We start from the raw sequence: 17230 nt of genomic DNA on the forward strand, positions 1-17230 counted from the left end.
CGGTTTCGTACGTGGTCTGGGTCACGACTGTCGGATCCAGATAAACACCCACGAGTTGCCCGGCCCCCTCCCCCGGAAAAGCATGGGGAGGTGAGCTATCTGCGCCTGCCCCACCTCCATGGCGAGCTGCTGTGCTTCGTGGCCGAGGACGACCTCTGGCTGGCCCCCCTCGACGGTCCGGGCCGCGCCTGGCGGCTCACCGTCGACCGGACCAAGACGGGCCACCCCCGCTTCTCGCCCGACGGCCGGCACATCGCGTACACCTCGTGGCGCAGCCTGGTGCCCGAGATCCATCTGGTCGCCGCCGACGGCGGGGAGAACCGGCAGCTGACGTACTGGGGCAGCGCCGACACCCAGGTCTGCGGCTGGACACCCCCTGACGGGGACGGACACAGCGACATCCTCGCCGTCGCCTCGCACGGCGAGCCCTTCTCCCACTTCACCTGGGCCTACAAGGTCACCCCCGACGGCGACCCCGGCCGCAAGCTGCCCTGGGGCCCGGTCTCCGACATCCAGGTCGCCGACCTCGACGGCGAGCGCAGGACCCTGCTGCTGACCGGCACGCCCCCGCACGAGCCGGCCGCCTGGAAGCGGTACCGGGGCGGCGCCACGGGCCGGCTGTGGCTGCACGGCAAGCGGCTGCTCGCCGGCCTCGACGGCCATCTGCACTCGCCCCTGTTCGTCGGCGGCCGGATCGCCTTCCTCTCCGACCACGAGGGCGTCGGCAACCTCTACTCCTGCGCCTACGACGGCTCCGACCTGCGCCGGCACACCGACCACGACGCCTTCTACGCCCGGCACGCCGCCAGCGACGGCACCCGGGTGGTCTACCAGTGCGGGGGCGAGCTGTGGCTGGTGGACGACCTGTCCCCGGACGCCGTACCGCGCAGGCTCGACGTCCGGCTGTCCGGGCCGCGCGCCGGGCGGCGCCGCTACCAGGTGCCGGCCGCGCAGCACGTGGACGGGCTGTCCGTGGACGAGACGGGCCGGGCCAGCGCGGTCGTCGTACGCGGCAGCCTGTACTGGCTCACCCACCGCGACGGCCCCGCCCGCACCCTCACCGACGTCTCCGGTGTCCGGGTGCGGCTGCCGGAGATGCTCGGCTCGACCGGACAGGTCGCCTACGTCACCGACGCCGAGGGCGAGGACGCGATCGAGATCGCCTACCTGCCGCGCGCCACCGGCGACCGGGAACCGCGCCGGCTGGCCTCGGGGGAGCTGGGCCGGGTGCTGGAGACGGTGTCCGACCCGGCGGGCGAGCGCCTGGCGATCGCCGCGCACGACGGGCGGCTGCTGCTGCTCGACGTGACGGAGGACTCCAACGGCGAGGTCACCGAGCTGGTCCGGTCGGACAACGGGCCCGTCCGCGACCTCGCCTTCGCCCCGGACGGCTCCTGGCTGACCTGGTCGCATCCGGGGATCGGCCGGTCTCTGCGGCAGATCAGGCTGGCCCGCATCAAGGACGGCCTGATCGTCGACGTGACCAACGGCCGCTTCGAGGACGAGAACCCGGTCTTCACCCGCGACGGCCGCTACCTCGCCTTCCTCTCCTGGCGCGGCTTCGACCCGGTGTACGACGTCCACACCGGCGACCTGTCCTTCCCGCTGGGCTGCCGCCCCTACCTGGTGCCCCTGTCCTCCGCCACCCCCTCCCCCTTCGCCCTGAACCCGGAGGGCCGGCCGGCCGCCGGTGGCCTGGACCCGCTGGAGGACGAGGAGAGCGGTGACGGCAGCGCGGTGACGGTGGAGGTGGAGGGCCTGGAGAGCAGGGTGACGCCGTTCCCGGGCGCCGCGTCCAAGTACTCGGCGCTGCACCCGGTCGCGGGCGGCGGCCTGGTGTGGCTGCGCTGGCCGATCTCGGGCGCGCTCGGCGAGACGTTCGCCAACCCCGGCGACCCCAGTGAGCGGCCCACCCTGGAGTACTTCAACCTCACCAAGGCGAAGAGGTCCGAACTCGTCGACCACCTCGACTGGTTCGCCGTCAGCGGCGACGGCACCCGGCTCGTCGTCATGGACGAGGGCGACCTGCGGGCCGCGCCCGCCACCGAGCCCGGCGACAGCGACTCCACCACCTGGATCGACCTGCGCCGCATCCTGCACCGGGCCGACCCGCCCGCCGAGTGGCGCGGCGCCTTCGAGGAGGCCGGCCGGCTGATCCGCGCCTACTTCTGGGACCCGGGGATGAGCGGCATCGACTGGGACGCGGTGCTCGGCCAGTACCGTCCGCTGGTCGACCGCGTCGCCTCCCCGGACGAGTTCGCCGACCTGCTGCGCGAGGTCCTCGGCGAACTCGGCACCTCCCACGCCTATGTCTCCGCCGCCCGCCGCAACGAGGGCCCGCCGCACTACCAGCGCCTGCAGGGCCTGCTCGGCGCCAACTTCGTGCGCCGGGAGGCCGGCTGGACGGTGAAGCGGATCCTGCCCGGCGACTCCTCCGACTCCAAGGCCCGCTCCCCGCTGGCCGGCACCGGCATCCGCGAGGGCGCCGTCCTCACCCACGTCGACGGCCGCCCGGTCGACCCGGTCGCGGGGCCGTACCCGCTGCTCGCGGGGGCGGGCGGGACGACGGTGGAGCTGACGTTCACCCCCGCCGAGGGCGAGGCCGGCCGGGCCCGCCGGGTCGCCGTCGTGCCCCTCGTCGACGAACGCCCCCTGCGCTACCAGGACTGGGTGGCCAAGCGCCGGGAGGTGGTGCGCGAGCTGAGCGGCGGGCGGTGCGGCTATCTGCACATCCCCGACATGGGCGGCTCCGGCTGGGCCCAGTTCAACCGCGACCTGCGCATGGAGATGTCCCGGCCCGCGCTGATCGTGGACGTCCGCGGCAACGCCGGCGGCCACATCAGCGAACTCGTGGTGGAGAAGCTCACCCGCCGCATCCTCGGCTGGGACCTCACGCGCAACGCCCAGCCGGTGTCGTACGCCTCCAACGCGCCGCGCGGCCCGGTCGTCGCGCTGTGCGACGAGGCGACCTCCTCCGACGGCGACATGATCACCGCCGCGTTCAAGCTGCTGAAGCTCGGCCCGGTCGTCGGGCAGCGCACCTGGGGTGGTGTCGTCGGCATGACCGGCCGCCACCGTCTCGGCGACGGCACGGTCATCACGGTGCCGATGAACGCGGCCTGGTTCAACGCGTACGGCTGGGCCGTGGAGAACCAGGGCGTCACCCCCGACGTCGAGGTCCTGCGCACCCCCCTCGACTGGGCCGAGGGCCGTCACGCGCAGCTCGACGACGCCGTCCAGCTCGCCCTGGAGCTGCTGGAGACCGACCCGCCCGCGACCGCGCCGGACTACCGGGACGTACCCGACCGGTCCCGGCCGAAGCTGCCGCCCCGCAGCTGACGTACCGTCAGGCGAAGTCGTACACCGCCCAGTCGGCCACCCGCTCGTAGCCGAGGCGGCGGTAGAGGGCGTTGCTCGTGGGGTTGGCCGCGTTCGTGTACAGCACGACCTCCGTGGCGCCCGCCGCGAGCGCGGCCCGGCTCGCCTCGGCGGTGACGGCCGCCCCGTAGCCGCGGCCGCGAAGCCCGGCCGGGGTGTAGACGGGGTCCAGCCGGACCATGCGGGCGACCATCGGGTTCACGCCCGCCATGGAGACGGGCGTGCCGTCCGGGGTCTCCCAGAACGTGTACCGCTTCTCCGCGAAACGGGTCCCGGCCCAGGTGGCGGCGTCGATCGTGACCTCCTCGCCCACGTCGGCGGCGAACTCCCGGCACCAGCGCATCAGATGCTCGTGGTCGTCCTGGCCGACGAGCCGGCCACGGCCCTCCGGGTGCGGGTCGGGCGGGATGAGCGCACCGAGGCGGTACAGCTGCATCCGCACCCGGACCGCCGGCGCCGCCCCGGTCCGCCGCGCCCAGGCCCCGGCGAACGCGGCGGCGGTGTCGCGGTCGGCGGTGACCCCGGCGAGGGTGTGCCCGAGGGCGAGCAGCCGCCCGGCGAGCGCGTCGGCGTGCCCGGGGGCGAGCGGGGTGAGGGTCAGCCGGTTGCTGGGCGGACGGTAGAAGACGGCCTCGGTCCCGGCGTCCCCCTCCAGCCGCCCGAAGAGAACGGTGCCGGGCGCGTACGCCCCCGGCTGGTTCCGCCACTTCTCCAGCGTGGTGAGGGGGGTGTTGTGCAGGACGGGCCGCGACCGGAGGAAGCCACCGGCGCGGAGGTGGAAGTCGTCGAGGTCGTGGGTGAGGTGCCACTGATCCGAAGGCATGCCCCATGGTCCCCCTCATACGAAAACGCGGGGCACCCCCCATGCAGGGGGCACCCCACGTCGACAGGTTCAGCCGAACTCAGTGGCTACGCGTCGTAGTCCTGGTCGAACTGCTCCTGCATGTCCCGCTCCTCGTCGCCCGGCCGGCGCCCGCGCTCAGGCTGCTGCTGGCGGTCGGGGCGCTCCTGGCGCTCGGGGCGCTCCTGACCACGCTGGCCGGCACGCTCGCGGGTCTCGCCGAGCTTGTCCTTGGCCTGCTGCTGCCACTGCTCGGCCTGGTCCTGGAACTTGTCCTTCATGCCCATGTGGGTTCACTCCTGTGGTGGGTGAGGGGAGGCCCCGCGGGCCGCCGTAGGGCGTCCTCGGTGGGGCCTCGACCAGATTCACACGGGCCGTGACAGGGCGCATGTCGATCAGTCACGCTGCGTAGTGCGCACCGTCCGCTCCCGTTCGTCGGCGGCGCCGCCCGCGCCCACGAGGCCGGTGCGCATGCCCTCCAGCCGGTCGGCGAACCGCCGCATCTCCCGCTGCCCGACGGTGCCGATGAGCCCCGGCAGGTAGCCGCGCACGCCCTGCATGCCGCGCAGCCACCACTGGCCGTAGACGTGACTGGAACGCCGTTCGATGCCGGCGACGATCCGGTCGACCGCCGGGCCCAGCGGGTACGTCTTGTTCGACGGCCACGGCAGCCGCTGCCGCAACTCCCGCATGACGTCGTCCTGGTCGGCGCCGCGCACCATGTCGGTGTCGGTCCACGACAGGTAACCGACGCCGACGCGCACGCCCTTGTAGCCGACCTCGGCGCGCAGACTGTGCGCGTACGCCTCGACGCCCGACTTGGACGCGCAGTACGCCGTCATCATCGGCGCCGGGGTGATCGCGGCGAGCGAGGCGATCTGCAGCAGATAGCCGCGGCTCTCCATCAGCACCGGCAGGAACGCGCGGGCCGTCACCGCCGACCCGATGAGGTTGACCTCGATGACCCGCCGCCACGCCTCGGGGTCGGAGTCGACGAACGGACCGCCGGTCGCCACACCGGCGTTGGCGACGACGATGTCCACCTTGCCGAAGCGTTCCTTGACCTCCTGCGCGACCCGCGCCATCGCCTCGTGGTCGGTGACGTCGGCGTACCAGTGGCCGCTCTCGCCGTGCAGCCGTTCCGCGACCTGCTTGAGGGCGTCCGGCTCCAGCCCGACCAGCGCCACCTTCGCGCCGCGCGCGGACAGCTTGCGGGCGAGCAGTTCGCCCACGCCCCGCGCCGCGCCCGTGACGACCGCGACCTGACCCTCCAGGCTGACCCTGCTCATGCGCCCTCCTTGACACGTGCCTCGTCGTCCGTGGCCGTCAGATAAGCCCCGGCCAGCTCCCGGATCTTCGCGGTGACCGGCTCGGGGGCCTCCACCGGTGTCATGTGGCCGAGCCCGGGCAGCTCGGTCACCCCCAGGCAGTGCGGCAGCGCGGCGGCCAGCGCCCGCGCGTGCACGGGCGGGGTGAGCCGGTCCGCCGTACCGACGACGACCGCCGTCGGCACCGCCAACTCCCGTACGCCGTGGTCGAGGTCGAGCAGGTCCAGCACCTGCGACCAGGCGTGGCGCACCCGGCGCGGGCAGGCGTGCACGATGTGCGCGCACGCCTGCACCATGTGCGGCGCCGAACCCGGGCCCATCGTCCCGTACTTGAGGATCCGCAGCGCGAGCGGCGTGACCGGGCCGAGGGGCGCGCGGGAGCCGAGGATGTGCCGGGTCAGCCAGGTCCGCAGCCGTCCCGGCCGGATCGGTACGACCGTGGACTGCGCGACCAGCCGGGAGGCGCCGGTGCTGCACAGCAGGACGGCCGCCGCGTGCTCCCGGAACGCCGGGCGGGTCGCCGCCGCCATCACGGTCATGCCGCCCATGGAGTGCCCGGCGATCACCGCACGCTCGCCGGGGGCGAGGGTGGCGTTCAGGACGGCTTCCAGGTCGTCGGCGAGGGCGTCGGTGCTGCACGCCTCGCTCGCCGGGCTGCGGCCGTGGCCGCGCTGGTCGTAGGCGATGACCCGGTGATCGGCGGCCAGCGCCCGGATCTGCGCCGCCCAGAACGCGGTGGAGCAGGTCCAGCCGTGCGCGAGGACGATCGCGGGCGCGCCCTCGGGGCCGTGCACCTCGACGTGCAGCCGGGCCCCGTCGGCGGAGACGGCGGTCAGCACGCGGGCGGGCTCGGGCGGGGCGTACGGGCCGGAGGACACGTGGGTGAGGCGGCTCATGCGGCGGCCTCCTGGGTCTTCTTGGCGGAGGACCCGGGGGCGGTCTCGTCCGGCGCGGTGCCGGCGGCGGGCCGCAGCACCTGGTACTCGGCGAGGTCCACCCGCCGCGTCGCCCGCCGGAACTCACTCGTCGTACCCGGCCAGATGGTGGTGTTGCGGCCGGAGGCGTCCAGGTACCAGCTGGTGCAGCCGCCGGTGTTCCACACCGTGCGCTCCATACGGTCCTGCACCCGCCGGTTCCAGGCGTGGACCGCGCTCGGGCGGGCGTCGAGGGCGGCCCGGCCGCCGAGGACGTCGAGCTGGCGCAGGTAGTCCGCCATGTAGTTCAGCTGGGACTCGATCATCAGGATCATGGAGGAGTTCCCGAGGCCGGTGTTGGGCCCGATGATCGTCATCCAGTTGGGGAAGCCGGCCGCGGCGGCGCCGCGCAGCGCCTGCATGCCCTCCTTCCAGTGCTCGGCGAGGGTGCGCCCGTCGGCGCCGACGACCCGCTCGGCGATCGGCATGTCCGTGACGTGGAAGCCCGTACCGAAGATGATCGCGTCGACCTCGGTCTCGGTGCCGTCGGCGGCGACGACGGTGGAGCCGCGGACCTCGGCGAGGCCGCTCGCGACGACGTCCACGTTGGGCTGCGCGAGCGCCGGGTAGTAGGTGCTGGACAGCAGGATCCGCTTGCAGCCGATGCGGTAGTCCGGGGTGAGCTTGGCGCGCAGGGCCGGGTCCTTGATGGCGCGGGCCATGTTGCGCTTGGCGAGCTGCTCGACGAAGCCGAGTTCGTTGGGGTGCTTGGTGAAGGCCTGCACCTGCAGCTCGCGGATGCCCCACAGCAGTCCGCGGCGGGCCTTCGTGGTGAAGGGCAGCTGCCGGTGCAGCAGCCGCTCGACGCCGCTGATCTCCCGGTCGACGCGCGGCATCACCCAGGCCGGGGTGCGCTGGAAGAGGGTGAGCCGGCCGACCTTGGGCTGGATCGACGGCACGATCTGGATCGCGGAGGCGCCGGTGCCGATCATCGCGACGCGCTTGCCGGTGAGGTCGTAGTCGTGGTCCCAGCGGGCCGAGTGGAAGACCTTGCCCGGGAAGGAGTCCAGGCCCGGGATGTCGGGGATCTTCGGGTCGGACAGCGGCCCGGTCGCGGAGACGACGACGTCGGCGGTGAGGTCCCCGGAGGCGGTCTCGATCCGCCACCGCAGCCGCTCGGCGTCCCAGGTCATCCGCTTCACCTCGGAGTCGAAGCGGAGGTGCGGGCGCAGCCCGAAGGTGTCGGTGACGCGCTCCAGGTAGGCGCGGATGTGCTCCTGCCCGGAGAAGGTGCGCGGCCAGTCCGGGTTGGGCGCGAAGGAGAAGGAGTAGAGGTGGGACGGTACGTCGCAGGCGCAGCCCGGGTAGCTGTTGTCCCGCCAGGTGCCCCCGACGCTGCTCGCCCGCTCCAGGACGACGAAGTCCGTGATCCCTTCGCGGCGCAGCCGCACGGCGGCACCCAGCCCGCCGAACCCGGACCCGATCACCGCCACCCGTACATGCTCGTGCTCAGCCATGCCGAAGCCCCTTCGACGCCCTGCGAAACCATGCCAGTGAACACTGGCGCAATGGGGAGAGTAGAGGAGCGGCGTACTGATGGGTAGGGGGCGGGCGAGGAAAGTTACCGGCGGTACAACATAGGCTCCTCCCGTGGCAGACAAACCTGCGGAGACGCCCGCGGAGAAGCGTGAATACCGCGTGGAGGAGCTGGCCCGGCTGGCCGGCATCACGGTGCGCACCCTGCGCTTCTACCGCGAACGCAAACTGCTCCCGCCACCGCGCCGCGAGGGCCGTATCGCCTGGTACGACGACCACCACCTGGCCCGTCTGCGCACCATCGCGGCCCTGCTGGAGCGCGGCCACACCCTGAACGGCATCGCCGAACTCGCCGAGGCCCTCGACCAGGGCCGCGACGTCGCCGACCTGCTCGGCGTCGGCACCCCCACCGAGGAGGAGCCGGTCCGCCTCACCCCCGAGGAACTCGCCGCCCGCTTCGAGGGCGAGGTCACCCCGGAGAACCTGGCCGCCGCCATGGAGCTGGGTTACCTCGGCACCGACGGCGACCAGATCGTCCACATCAGCCGCCGCCTGCTGGACGTCTCCTCGGCCCTGGTCCGCGAGGGCATCCCGCTCGCCGAGGTCCTCACGGCGGGCGCCCGCGTCCGCGCCCACGTCGACGACCTCGCCGAGATGTTCGCCGAACTGATCCTGCGCCACGGCACGGAGGCCGACCTGCACCGCCTGCGCCCGCTGGCCCGCAGCGTGGTGGAGGCGGAACTGTCGCTGGCGCTGGACCGGAGGCTGAGCAAGCGGGAGTGAACCCGGCCGGCTCCCTGGCGTCCCCCACCTCGGGGCGTTCACCCCTTCGGGGGACGTTGAGGCCAACCTTCGACGCACTGCGGTTCGAACTCCGACAGTGAGATCGAAAGGCCCCGGCGGCTGTCCCACCAGCCCCGGGGTGTGGCCGACTCTGCCAAGGAGCGTCGACATGCCCCAGCGTAGTGCCCGCATCCCACTGCCGACCCGATTCCGTGGTTCCACCGCGGCGCCGCCGAAAGCCCTGGGTGCGCTGCGGCTCAGCTGCGTCACCGCCGCGACCACGTCACCGAGTCGTCAGCGGTCCGCCGTCCGGCTGTGCGCCGAACAACTCGGCTTCAGCCTGTTCGCCGAGGCATCGGATCTCGGAGTCTCCGCACGCCGGACATCCCCCTTCGACCGGCCCGCTCTGTCCCCCTGGCTCAGGCGACCGCACGAGTACGACGCCGTCATCTGGTCCCACGTCGACCGCGCCGTCCGATCCGTGGCACACATGGTCGAGTTGATCGCATGGGGACGGGAGCACGGCCGGACACTTGTGTTCGCCATGCCCGAATCGGGACATCCGCTCGTCCTTCCTCCTGTGGGAGGCAGCTCCGCCATCCGCCGCTGCATGGACCTGGCGTACCACGCCGAACGGGAGGCCCGCACCATCTCCGATCGCCTCAGCAGCAGCCACGCGCACATGCGCGCGACAGGACGCTATGGGGGCGGACTGGTGCCCTTCGGCTACCGGAAAGCGGCCCACCCCTCGGGTAGCGGGTGGTGCCTGGAACCCGACCCGGAGACCGCCGGCCTCGTCCGGCAGATCGTGGCGGAGGTGCAGGCGGGACGCTCCCTGCTCGCCATCGCACGAGACCTCAACGACCAGGAGATCATGGTCCCCCGCGATCGCCACGCCCAACTCCAGGGTCGGCCAACGGGCGGTCGACGCCACGGCCGGGACTTCGACAGGTTCCGCTGGACTTCGGGCACACTGTCGAAGGTTCTGCGCAGCCCGTCCCTGATGGGCCACCGTACCCACGGCGGCCGGACGGTCCGCGACTCATCCGGCGCCCCTGTGCTCATCGGACGAGCTCTGCTGTCGGACAAGGAGTTCCAAGCGTTGCAGGAAGTTCTGTCCGCCAGGTCGAACGGCGCCCGTACCCACAGGCGCCGGACAACCGCGTTGCTCACCGGCATTGTTCACTGCTCCGGATGCGACGGACGCATGTACTTCGCCACGCGAAAGGGCAAGCCCTACGGCGACTACGTCTGCCGGGCCACCGCCCGAGGCGACATCTGCCCCGCCCCTGCGGGCATCCGCTCCGACTGGCTCGAGAGGTACACGCTCGACTGCTACCGCCGGACCATCCGGACCACTGCGCCCGTGACCCGGGAAGATCTCCTGCGCGACGGCGTGCGCGTCGTCGTTGCCAAAGGCCGGTCGGGCGGCGGGCCGGAGAGGCTCGGTGGGCCGGACACGTCACGGCTGGCGTTCAGCATCCGGCGCTCTCTGAAACAGGAGCAGAGCTGAAACGGAGCGGGGCGTCGAAACCGTGCGCCCCGCTCTCCCTCACACATCGAAGACGACCGTCACCGGTGCGTGGTCAGACCAGCGCTCCCCATGACTGGCGGCCCGTTCCACATACCCCTTGACCGCACGCGCCGCCAGTCCCGGAGTCGCGACGGCGAGGTCGATGCGCCAACCTGTGTCGTTGTCGAAGGCCCGCCCCCGGTACGACCACCAGGTGTACGGACCCTCGGTGTCCGGGTGGAGGGCGCGGACCACGTCGACGTAGCCGCCGTCGGCCGGGTCGAGGACCTGGGTGAGCCAGGCGCGTTCCTCCGGCAGGAAGCCGGAGCTCTTCTGGTTGGCGCGCCAGTTCTTCAGGTCGGCCTGCTGGTGGGCGATGTTCCAGTCGCCGCAGACCAGGACCTCGCGGCCGTCGGCGGCGGCCCGCTCGCGCAGGTCCTTGAGGTGGGCGAGGAACTCGCCCATGAAGCGGACCTTCTCGTCCTGCCGGTCGGTGCCGACCTCGCCGGAGGGCAGGTAGAGGGAGGCGACGGTGACGCCGGGCAGGTCGGCCTCGACGTAGCGGCCGCTGCCGTCGAACTCCGCCGAGCCGAAGCCGACGCGGACGCGGTCGGGCTCGCGGCGGGCGTACAGGGAGACGCCCGCGCGGCCCTTGGCGGCGGCCGGGGCGTGCACCACGTGCCAGCCCTCGGGCGCGCGGACCTCGTCGGGCAGCTGCTGCGGCTCGGCGCGCACCTCCTGAAGGCACAGCACGTCGGCGTCCGTGCCGGCGAGCCATTCCACGAAGCCCTTCTTCGCGGCGGCCCGCAGCCCGTTCACATTCACAGAGGTCACAGTGAGCACCAGGGCACGATACCGGCACACTGGACGGCGTCCCGATGTCCGCCGACAGCCCGTCCGCCAGGCTGCATACTTCTACGATGAGTCGCATGCTTATTCGCCAGGTCCCCTTCGACCACCCCGACGCCGTCAAGCTCAACGACCAGGTGCAGGCCGAGTACCACGTCCGCTACGGCGACGGCGGCGACGCCACGCCCCTGGACCCGGCGGACTTCGACCCGCCGAACGGCATCTACCTCATCGCCTACGACGAGTCCGACCGGCCCGTCGCCACGGGTGGCTGGCGCAGCCAGGACAAGAACGACGAGGGCAACGAGGACGGCGACGCCGAGCTGAAGCGCATGTACGTGGTGGAGGAGATGCGCGGCCGGGGGCTCGCCCGGCGCATGCTGGCCGCGCTGGAGGAGGACGCCCGCGCGGCGGGCCGGATCCGCATGGTGCTGGAGACCGGCACCAAGCAGCCCGAGGCGATAGCCCTGTACACGTCCTGCGGCTACGAGCCGTGCGCCAAGTTCGGCTACTACCGCTTCCACGCCGAGAGCCTGTGCTACGCCAAGGCCCTGTGACGGGCGCGCCGGCTCACTCCCGCAGGAACGCCAGCACCGCGAGCACCCGGCGGTGGACGTCCTCGGCGGGCGGCAGATCGAGCTTGGTGAGGATGCTGCCGATGTGCTTGCCGACCGCCGCCTCGGACACCACCAGCTGACGGGCGATCGCCGCGTTGGACCTGCCCTCGGCGACCAGGGCCAGCACCTCCCGCTCCCGCGGCGTGAGCCGTGCGAGCGGGTCCCGGCGGCGGCGCAGCAGCTGCCGTACGACCTCGGGGTCGACGACCGTGCCCCCGGCGGCCACCTCGGTGAGGGCGTCCACGAACTCCTCGACCTGGCCGACCCGGTCCTTCAGCAGGTAGCCGACGCCGGTGCCGTCCCCGGTGTCGAGCAGGTCGGCGGCGTACGACCGCTGCACGTACTGGCTGAGGACCAGCACCGGCAGCCCGGGCCGCTCGGCGCGCAGCCGCACGGCCGCGCGCAGCCCCTCGTCGGCGAAGTCCGGCGGCATGCGGACGTCGGTCACCACGACGTCGGGGGCGTGGTCGGCGACGGCCGTGAGCAGGGCGCCGGCGTCGCCGACGGCGGCCACCACGGTGTGCCCGAACCGGGTGAGCAGGGCGGTCAGCCCGTCCCGCAGCAGCACGCTGTCCTCGGCCAGCACCACCCGCAGGGACGGCCCGCCGGCCGTGGTGCCCCGCTCGTCGCCCATCGCTCCCCCTCGCCGTCGCCGTACGGCTGCCTCACCGGGTGGCGGTCCGGTGCCCGGTCCCCGCTGTCTCCCCGTCCACCGGCTCGCACGGGATCTCCGTGCGCAGCACCGTCGGCCCGCCCGCCGGGCTCGACACCGAAAGTCTCCCATCGAGCACCGACAACCGGTCCCCGAGCCCGGTCAGCCCGCTGCCGGCGGTCGCGTCGGCGCCGCCGTGGCCGTCGTCGTGGACCTCGACGACGAGCCGCCCGCGGGTGTGCCCGCCGCGCACCTCGGCCCGGCTCGCCCCGCTGTGCCGGGCGACGTTGGCGAGGGCCTCGCGGACGACGAAGTACGCGGCGCTCTCCACGGCCGGCGGCAGCCGTCCGGGCAGGTCGAGGCGGACGTCCACCGGGACGGGGCTGCGGTCCGCCGCGTCGGCGACGACGGCTTCGAGGCCGTAGTCGGTGAGCACCTTGGGGTGGACGCCGTGGATGAGTTCGCGCAGTTCGGCGAGGGCGGCGCCGGCCTCCGCGTGGGCGCGGGACAGCTGGTCGGCGAGCGGGCCGGGCGGCGCGTCGAGCCGGGCGAGGCCGAGGGTCATGGTGAGGGCGACGAGCCGCTGCTGCGCCCCGTCGTGCAAGTCCCGTTCGATACGGCGCCGTTCCGCCTCGAACGCGTCGACCAGGCGGCTGCGGGACCGGGTCAGTTCCACCACGCGCGCGTCGAGGCCCGCCTCGCGGGGCGCGATCAGCAGCCGGGTGAGGCCGGCGCGCGCCCCGGCCGCGACGCCCAGCAGATAGGCCCCTGCGGCAAGCATGAGCACGCCGAGCGCGGCGGCGCCGTACGCGGTCGGCCAGTCGGTGACCGTCCACACCTTGAGCACCTTCGCCTCGCGGCCGTCGCCCACCGTGGCCATCAGCAGCGGCGTCGCGATCATCGCGAGCGGGAAGAGCAGCGCGACGGTGACGGCCAGCGCCTCGGCCGGCCACAGCAGCGCCGCGCACAGCAGGGCGTGGCCCAGCTCGCGCCAGGTGGCCTGCTCGCGCAGCCGGGTGGTGAGCCAGCTGCGCAGCCCGGGCTCGGCGGGCCGGGCGTGGACGCCGGGGGCGGGTTCGGCGTCGGCGAGCCGCAGCCGCCACCGCTCCACGACGGCCACCGGCAGCCCGGCGAGCACCACCGCGGCGAGCAGCGGGAGGCCGACCAGGACGACGGCGAGGACACCGCCGACCGTCGCCAGCACCACCAGGGCCACCAGGACGGCGACGCCGGTGAGCACCCCGGTCAGCAGGTAGGCCGCGGCACGCCAGGGCCACGGCGTCAGCAGGTAGCGGGGCCGGGCCATGGCCTGCCAGAGGTTTCGAGGACGCATGCGGGTCACCGTAGGGGCGGTCCTCGCGTCCGGGCCATCGGTCCAGGGGGCGGACCGGGGGTATGCCTGGCCCTACCCCGACTCTCGCCCCTGCCCGAATGATTCCGGCGCCGGGCGCCGGTTGGCTTGCCCTGTGCGAGCCGAACGAGTGGGGACGGAAGAGCAGATGACCATCGACGCGATCCAACTGACCGCCGTGAGCAGGCGATACGGCACCTCCCACGACGGCGTGACGGCGCTGGACGCCGTCTCGCTGTCCTTCCGGCGCGGCACCTTCACCGCCGTCATGGGCCCCTCCGGGTCCGGCAAGTCGACCCTGTTGCAGTGCGCGGCCGGGCTCGACCGCCCCACCTCCGGGTCGGTCCTGCTCGGCGGGACGGAGCTGACCGGGCTGAGCGAGCGCCGGCTGACCCTGCTGCGGCGCGAGCGGGTCGGTTTCGTGTTCCAGGCGTTCAACCTGCTGCCGTCGCTGACCGCCGCGCAGAACGTCGCCCTGCCGCTGCGGCTGGCCGGCCGGCGTGTGCCGCGCTCCCGGGTGCGCGAGGCCCTCGACCAGGTCGGCCTCGGCGCCCGCGCGGGGCACCGCCCGACGGAGCTGTCCGGGGGGCAGCAGCAGCGCGTCGCCCTCGCCCGTGCGCTGATCACCCGCCCCGACGTCCTCTTCGGCGACGAGCCCACGGGCGCGCTGGACACCGGCACCAGCCGTGAAGTCCTGTCCCTGCTGCGGCGGTTGGTCGACGAGGAGGGGCAGACCACCGTCATGGTCACCCACGACCCGGTCGCCGCCGCCCACGCCGACCGCGTGGTGTTCCTGGTGGACGGCCGCGTGCACGGCGAGCTGAGGGGCGCGTCGGCCGGTGCCGTCGCGGCCCACATGGCGACGCTGGAGACGGACCCGGACCCTGCGCCGGCCCCGCAGGCGCCGGTGTCCCGGAAGGCGGTCCTGCCGTGCTGACCCTCGCCCTGCGCACCCTGCGCACCCGCTGGACCGCCTTCGCCGGCAGCTTCGTCGCACTGTGTCTCGGCGTCGCGCTGATGACGGTGATGGGGCTGGCCCTCGCCGCCTCCCTGGACGCGCCCACGCGCGTGCCGGAGCGGTTCGCCGCCGCGCCGGTCGTCGTGACGGCGCACGACAGCGTGCGCGTGCCGACCCCGATCGGCCCGCGCACGGGCCGGCTGGCACACCCGCGCCCGATCCCGGAGCGCACGGTCGCCGCCCTGCGGGCGCTCGGCACGGTCACCGTGGACCGCTCGTTCGCGGTACACGCGCGTGGCGGTCCCGCGGGCCTCGTCGGGCATCCGTGGTCGACGGCCCGTTTCGCCCCGTACGAGCTGACCGCGGGCCGCGCCCCGCGCGCCGACGGCGAGGTCGTGGCGGCCGGCGACTGGACGGCGGTGGGCCGGCGTCTTCGGACCGGGCACGGCACGGTCCGGGTGGTCGGCACGGTCCGCGCCCTCGGCTTCGAGAACCCGCTGTTCTACCCGGACGCGCAGGCCGCGCGCCTCGCCCCGGCGACCACGCGGCTGGTCGTCGGCGCCGACCCGGCGGCCGTACGCCGGACCGTGGGCGCCGACGCGGACGTGCTGACGGGGGACGCGCGGCGGCGGGCGGACCCGGATCCGGACCGGGACGCGGAGGCGCTCACCGCGCTGAACGCGCTGTTCGGCACGGCGGGCGGGGTCACCGCGTTCGTGTCGGTGTTCGTGGTGGCGTCCACGTTCGCCTTCGCGGTGGTGCAGCGGCGCCGCGAGTTCGGCCTGCTGCGGGCGGCCGGCGCCACCCCGGGGCAGGTGCGGCGGACGGTCCTCGCGGAGGCCCTGCTGGTGGGGGTGCTGGCCTCCGCCGCGGGCTGCGCGCTCGGCGGGTACGGCGCGCCGCTGCTCGTCGCCCGGGTGGTGGACGAGGGCCTGGCGCCCGCGTGGTTCGGGCTCGGCCCGGCGGTGTGGCCGTACCACCTGGCCTTCTGGACGGGCCTGCTGGTCGCCCTGTGCGGTGCGGCGGCAGCGTCCTGGCGGGCGGGGCGCACGGCGCCGACGCAGGCGCTGCGGGAGGCGTCGGCGGACAGCGGCCCGCTCACCCCGGCCCGCCGTGTCTGCGGGGCCGCGCTGCTGATCGCCGCGGCCGTGCTGCTGGGCCACGCGCTGCTGACCGACCCGGGCGACCTGCTGCACCGCAAGACGTACGTCAGCCGCCCGATGCTGCTGATCAGCGCGCTGGCCCTGCTCTCCCCCGCGCTGCTGCGCCCGCTGACCCGGCTGCTGACGGCGCTCCCGGCGCGGCTGCCCGGCGCGGTGGGGATGCTGGCCCGCGCGAACACCGGCGCGAGTCTGCGCCGTACGGCCGCGATCGCGGCGCCGGTGCTGGTCACGGTGGCGCTGACGGGCTCGCTGCTGGGCGCCACGGCGACGCTGGACGCGGCGCGCGCGGCGGAGCTGAGGGACCGTACGGTGGCGGACTTCGTGGTCGTCCCGGCGAGGGGACCGGCGCCGGCCGCCGCGACCGGCGAGGCGGCGGACGGGATCGACGCCGCCTCGGTCGAGCGGCTGCGCCACGTCCCGGGTGCCGTGGTCTCCCCCAGCTCCGCCTCCGCGGTGCACGTCCTGGAGGACGGCGTCGCCCTGGTCCGGTCCGAGGCCCGCGCGGCCGATCCGCGGCTGCTCGCGGCCACCGTGCGGCTGCCGGTGGCGGCCGGCCGGCTCTCCGGCCTGGACGACGACTCGATCGTCGTCAACGAGGAGTGGGAGACGCACACCGTGGGCCGCCGCGTCCAGGTGTGGCTCGGCGACGGCACCCGCCGCTCCCTGCGCATCGCCGCGGTCCTGTCCACCGGCACCGGCGGCAACGGCGTCTGGGTCACCCCGGCCAACGCCGAGGGCGCCCCCGTCGACCGGGTCGACGTCAGGGTCGCCGCCGGCGCCGACGCGACCGCCGTGCGGGCGGCTCTGCGCGCGGCGGTGGACGGCACGGGCGGGGCGCGTGTGCTGACCCGCGCGGAGTGGCTGGAGGCCAACGGCCCCCGGACCAACCGGACGACCCGGCTCGGCCTGCTGTTGGTGCTCGGCATCGCGCTGCTGTACACGGCGCTGTCGCTGGCCAACACGCTGGTGATGGGGGCCTCGGAGCGGGTGCGGGAGTTCGCCGCGCTGCGGCTGGCGGGCGCCACCGGCGCGCAGGTGCTGCGGCTGGCCGCGGCCGAGGCGCTGACCGTGGTGGCGGCCGGTGCGGTGCTGGGCGCGCTGACCGCCGTACTCGCCCTGTCGGGGATGACGGGCGCCCTGCGTCTGCTGTCGGCGCCGGCCGCGCCGCTCGCCCTGCCGTGGCCGGCGCTGGGCGCCGCGACGGCCGCGTGCGCGGTGCTCGCCGTCGTCACCTCGACGGCGACGACGGCGGTGGTACTGCGCCGCCGGGCGCGCGCGTGACGGCCGCGGTCGGATGTCCCTCGGGACCACCAACTCGCCCTTGCCGGCGGGCAGGAGCGAGCTGGG

The 17230-nt window shown here is 74.2% G+C and carries 14 protein-coding genes; 6 read left to right on the plus strand and 8 right to left on the minus strand.

Annotation, left to right across the window (positions count from 1 at the left end; translation table 11 throughout):
• Positions 1–90 precede the first annotated feature (90 nt).
• A complete protein-coding gene (locus IE308_RS27500) occupies positions 91–3339 on the plus strand; it encodes a S41 family peptidase (protein WP_190219983.1) in 3249 nt (1082 codons plus the stop codon).
• 7 nt (positions 3340–3346) lie between these two features.
• On the opposite strand, the gene IE308_RS27505 is transcribed toward IE308_RS27500, so the two are convergent.
• The 5 genes from IE308_RS27505 to IE308_RS27525 form a co-directional block, all read right to left on the minus strand.
• Positions 3347–4201 (minus strand): GNAT family N-acetyltransferase, encoded by an 855-nt coding sequence (locus IE308_RS27505; protein ID WP_190219984.1) that lies wholly within the window; start codon positions 4199–4201, stop codon positions 3347–3349.
• Between the two features lie 86 nt (positions 4202–4287).
• A complete protein-coding gene (locus tag IE308_RS27510; protein ID WP_190219985.1) occupies positions 4288–4506 on the minus strand; it encodes a hypothetical protein in 219 nt (72 codons plus the stop codon).
• Positions 4507–4614: 108 nt separating this feature from the next.
• Positions 4615–5508 carry an SDR family oxidoreductase gene (locus tag IE308_RS27515; protein WP_190219986.1) on the minus strand — a complete coding sequence of 298 codons (894 nt, stop codon included), beginning with the start codon at positions 5506–5508 and terminating at the stop codon, positions 4615–4617.
• Positions 5505–6443, minus strand: coding sequence for an alpha/beta fold hydrolase (locus IE308_RS27520; RefSeq protein WP_190219987.1), 939 nt, complete (start codon positions 6441–6443; stop codon positions 5505–5507). Before IE308_RS27520 ends, IE308_RS27515 begins: the two co-directional genes overlap by 4 nt.
• Complete coding sequence (locus tag IE308_RS27525) at positions 6440–7978, minus strand: flavin-containing monooxygenase (protein ID WP_190219988.1); 1539 nt, start codon at positions 7976–7978, stop codon at positions 6440–6442. The genes IE308_RS27520 and IE308_RS27525 overlap by 4 nt, the downstream gene beginning before the upstream one ends.
• A 181-nt stretch (positions 7979–8159) precedes the next feature.
• Here IE308_RS27525 and IE308_RS27530 point away from each other — a divergent pair, with 181 nt between their 5' ends.
• Together IE308_RS27530 and IE308_RS27535 are read left to right on the plus strand one after the other, a co-directional pair.
• On the plus strand, positions 8160–8780 hold the full coding sequence (locus IE308_RS27530; protein WP_190220205.1) for a MerR family transcriptional regulator: 621 nt from the start codon (positions 8160–8162) through the stop codon (positions 8778–8780).
• A 169-nt stretch (positions 8781–8949) separates the two neighbouring features.
• Positions 8950–10293, plus strand: a complete 1344-nt coding sequence (locus tag IE308_RS27535) for a recombinase family protein (protein WP_190219989.1) — start codon at positions 8950–8952, stop codon at positions 10291–10293.
• A 39-nt stretch (positions 10294–10332) separates the two neighbouring features.
• Here IE308_RS27535 and IE308_RS27540 read toward each other — a convergent pair whose 3' ends face one another.
• Positions 10333–11136, minus strand: coding sequence for an exodeoxyribonuclease III (locus IE308_RS27540; protein ID WP_190219990.1), 804 nt, complete (start codon positions 11134–11136; stop codon positions 10333–10335).
• An 86-nt stretch (positions 11137–11222) separates the two neighbouring features.
• On the opposite strand from IE308_RS27540, the gene IE308_RS27545 reads away from it, so the two are divergent.
• A complete protein-coding gene (locus IE308_RS27545) occupies positions 11223–11699 on the plus strand; it encodes a GNAT family N-acetyltransferase (RefSeq protein ID WP_190219991.1) in 477 nt (158 codons plus the stop codon).
• A gap of 13 nt (positions 11700–11712) precedes the next feature.
• On the opposite strand, the gene IE308_RS27550 is transcribed toward IE308_RS27545, so the two are convergent.
• Positions 11713–12345 (minus strand): response regulator, encoded by a 633-nt coding sequence (locus IE308_RS27550; protein ID WP_110636612.1) that lies wholly within the window; start codon positions 12343–12345, stop codon positions 11713–11715.
• 79 nt (positions 12346–12424) lie between these two features.
• A complete protein-coding gene (locus tag IE308_RS27555) occupies positions 12425–13744 on the minus strand; it encodes a sensor histidine kinase (protein ID WP_229909161.1) in 1320 nt (439 codons plus the stop codon).
• Positions 13745–13910: 166 nt separating this feature from the next.
• Between IE308_RS27555 and IE308_RS27560 the strand changes: the two genes are divergently transcribed.
• Both IE308_RS27560 and IE308_RS27565 read left to right on the plus strand, forming a co-directional pair.
• Positions 13911–14699, plus strand: coding sequence for an ABC transporter ATP-binding protein (locus IE308_RS27560; protein ID WP_190219993.1), 789 nt, complete (start codon positions 13911–13913; stop codon positions 14697–14699).
• Entirely contained in the window at positions 14693–17164 is a 2472-nt protein-coding gene (locus tag IE308_RS27565; RefSeq protein ID WP_190219994.1) for an ABC transporter permease, read from the plus strand. The genes IE308_RS27560 and IE308_RS27565 overlap by 7 nt, the downstream gene beginning before the upstream one ends.
• Positions 17165–17230 lie beyond the last annotated feature (66 nt).

Source organism: Streptomyces griseosporeus (assembly GCF_014656055.1).
Taxonomy (GTDB): domain Bacteria; phylum Actinomycetota; class Actinomycetes; order Streptomycetales; family Streptomycetaceae; genus Streptomyces; species Streptomyces griseosporeus.

Coding starts and splice junctions, on each gene's coding strand:
- IE308_RS27560 (WP_190219993.1), top strand. CDS start 13,911: ATGACCATCGACGCGATCCAACTGACCGCCGTGAGCAGGCGATACGGC.
- IE308_RS27535 (WP_190219989.1), top strand. CDS start 8,950: ATGCCCCAGCGTAGTGCCCGCATCCCACTGCCGACCCGATTCCGTGGT.
- IE308_RS27505 (WP_190219984.1), bottom strand. CDS start 4,201: ATGCCTTCGGATCAGTGGCACCTCACCCACGACCTCGACGACTTCCAC.
- IE308_RS27515 (WP_190219986.1), bottom strand. CDS start 5,508: ATGAGCAGGGTCAGCCTGGAGGGTCAGGTCGCGGTCGTCACGGGCGCG.
- IE308_RS27520 (WP_190219987.1), bottom strand. CDS start 6,443: ATGAGCCGCCTCACCCACGTGTCCTCCGGCCCGTACGCCCCGCCCGAG.
- IE308_RS27555 (WP_229909161.1), bottom strand. CDS start 13,744: ATGCGTCCTCGAAACCTCTGGCAGGCCATGGCCCGGCCCCGCTACCTG.
- IE308_RS27510 (WP_190219985.1), bottom strand. CDS start 4,506: ATGGGCATGAAGGACAAGTTCCAGGACCAGGCCGAGCAGTGGCAGCAG.
- IE308_RS27525 (WP_190219988.1), bottom strand. CDS start 7,978: ATGGCTGAGCACGAGCATGTACGGGTGGCGGTGATCGGGTCCGGGTTC.
- IE308_RS27545 (WP_190219991.1), top strand. CDS start 11,223: ATGCTTATTCGCCAGGTCCCCTTCGACCACCCCGACGCCGTCAAGCTC.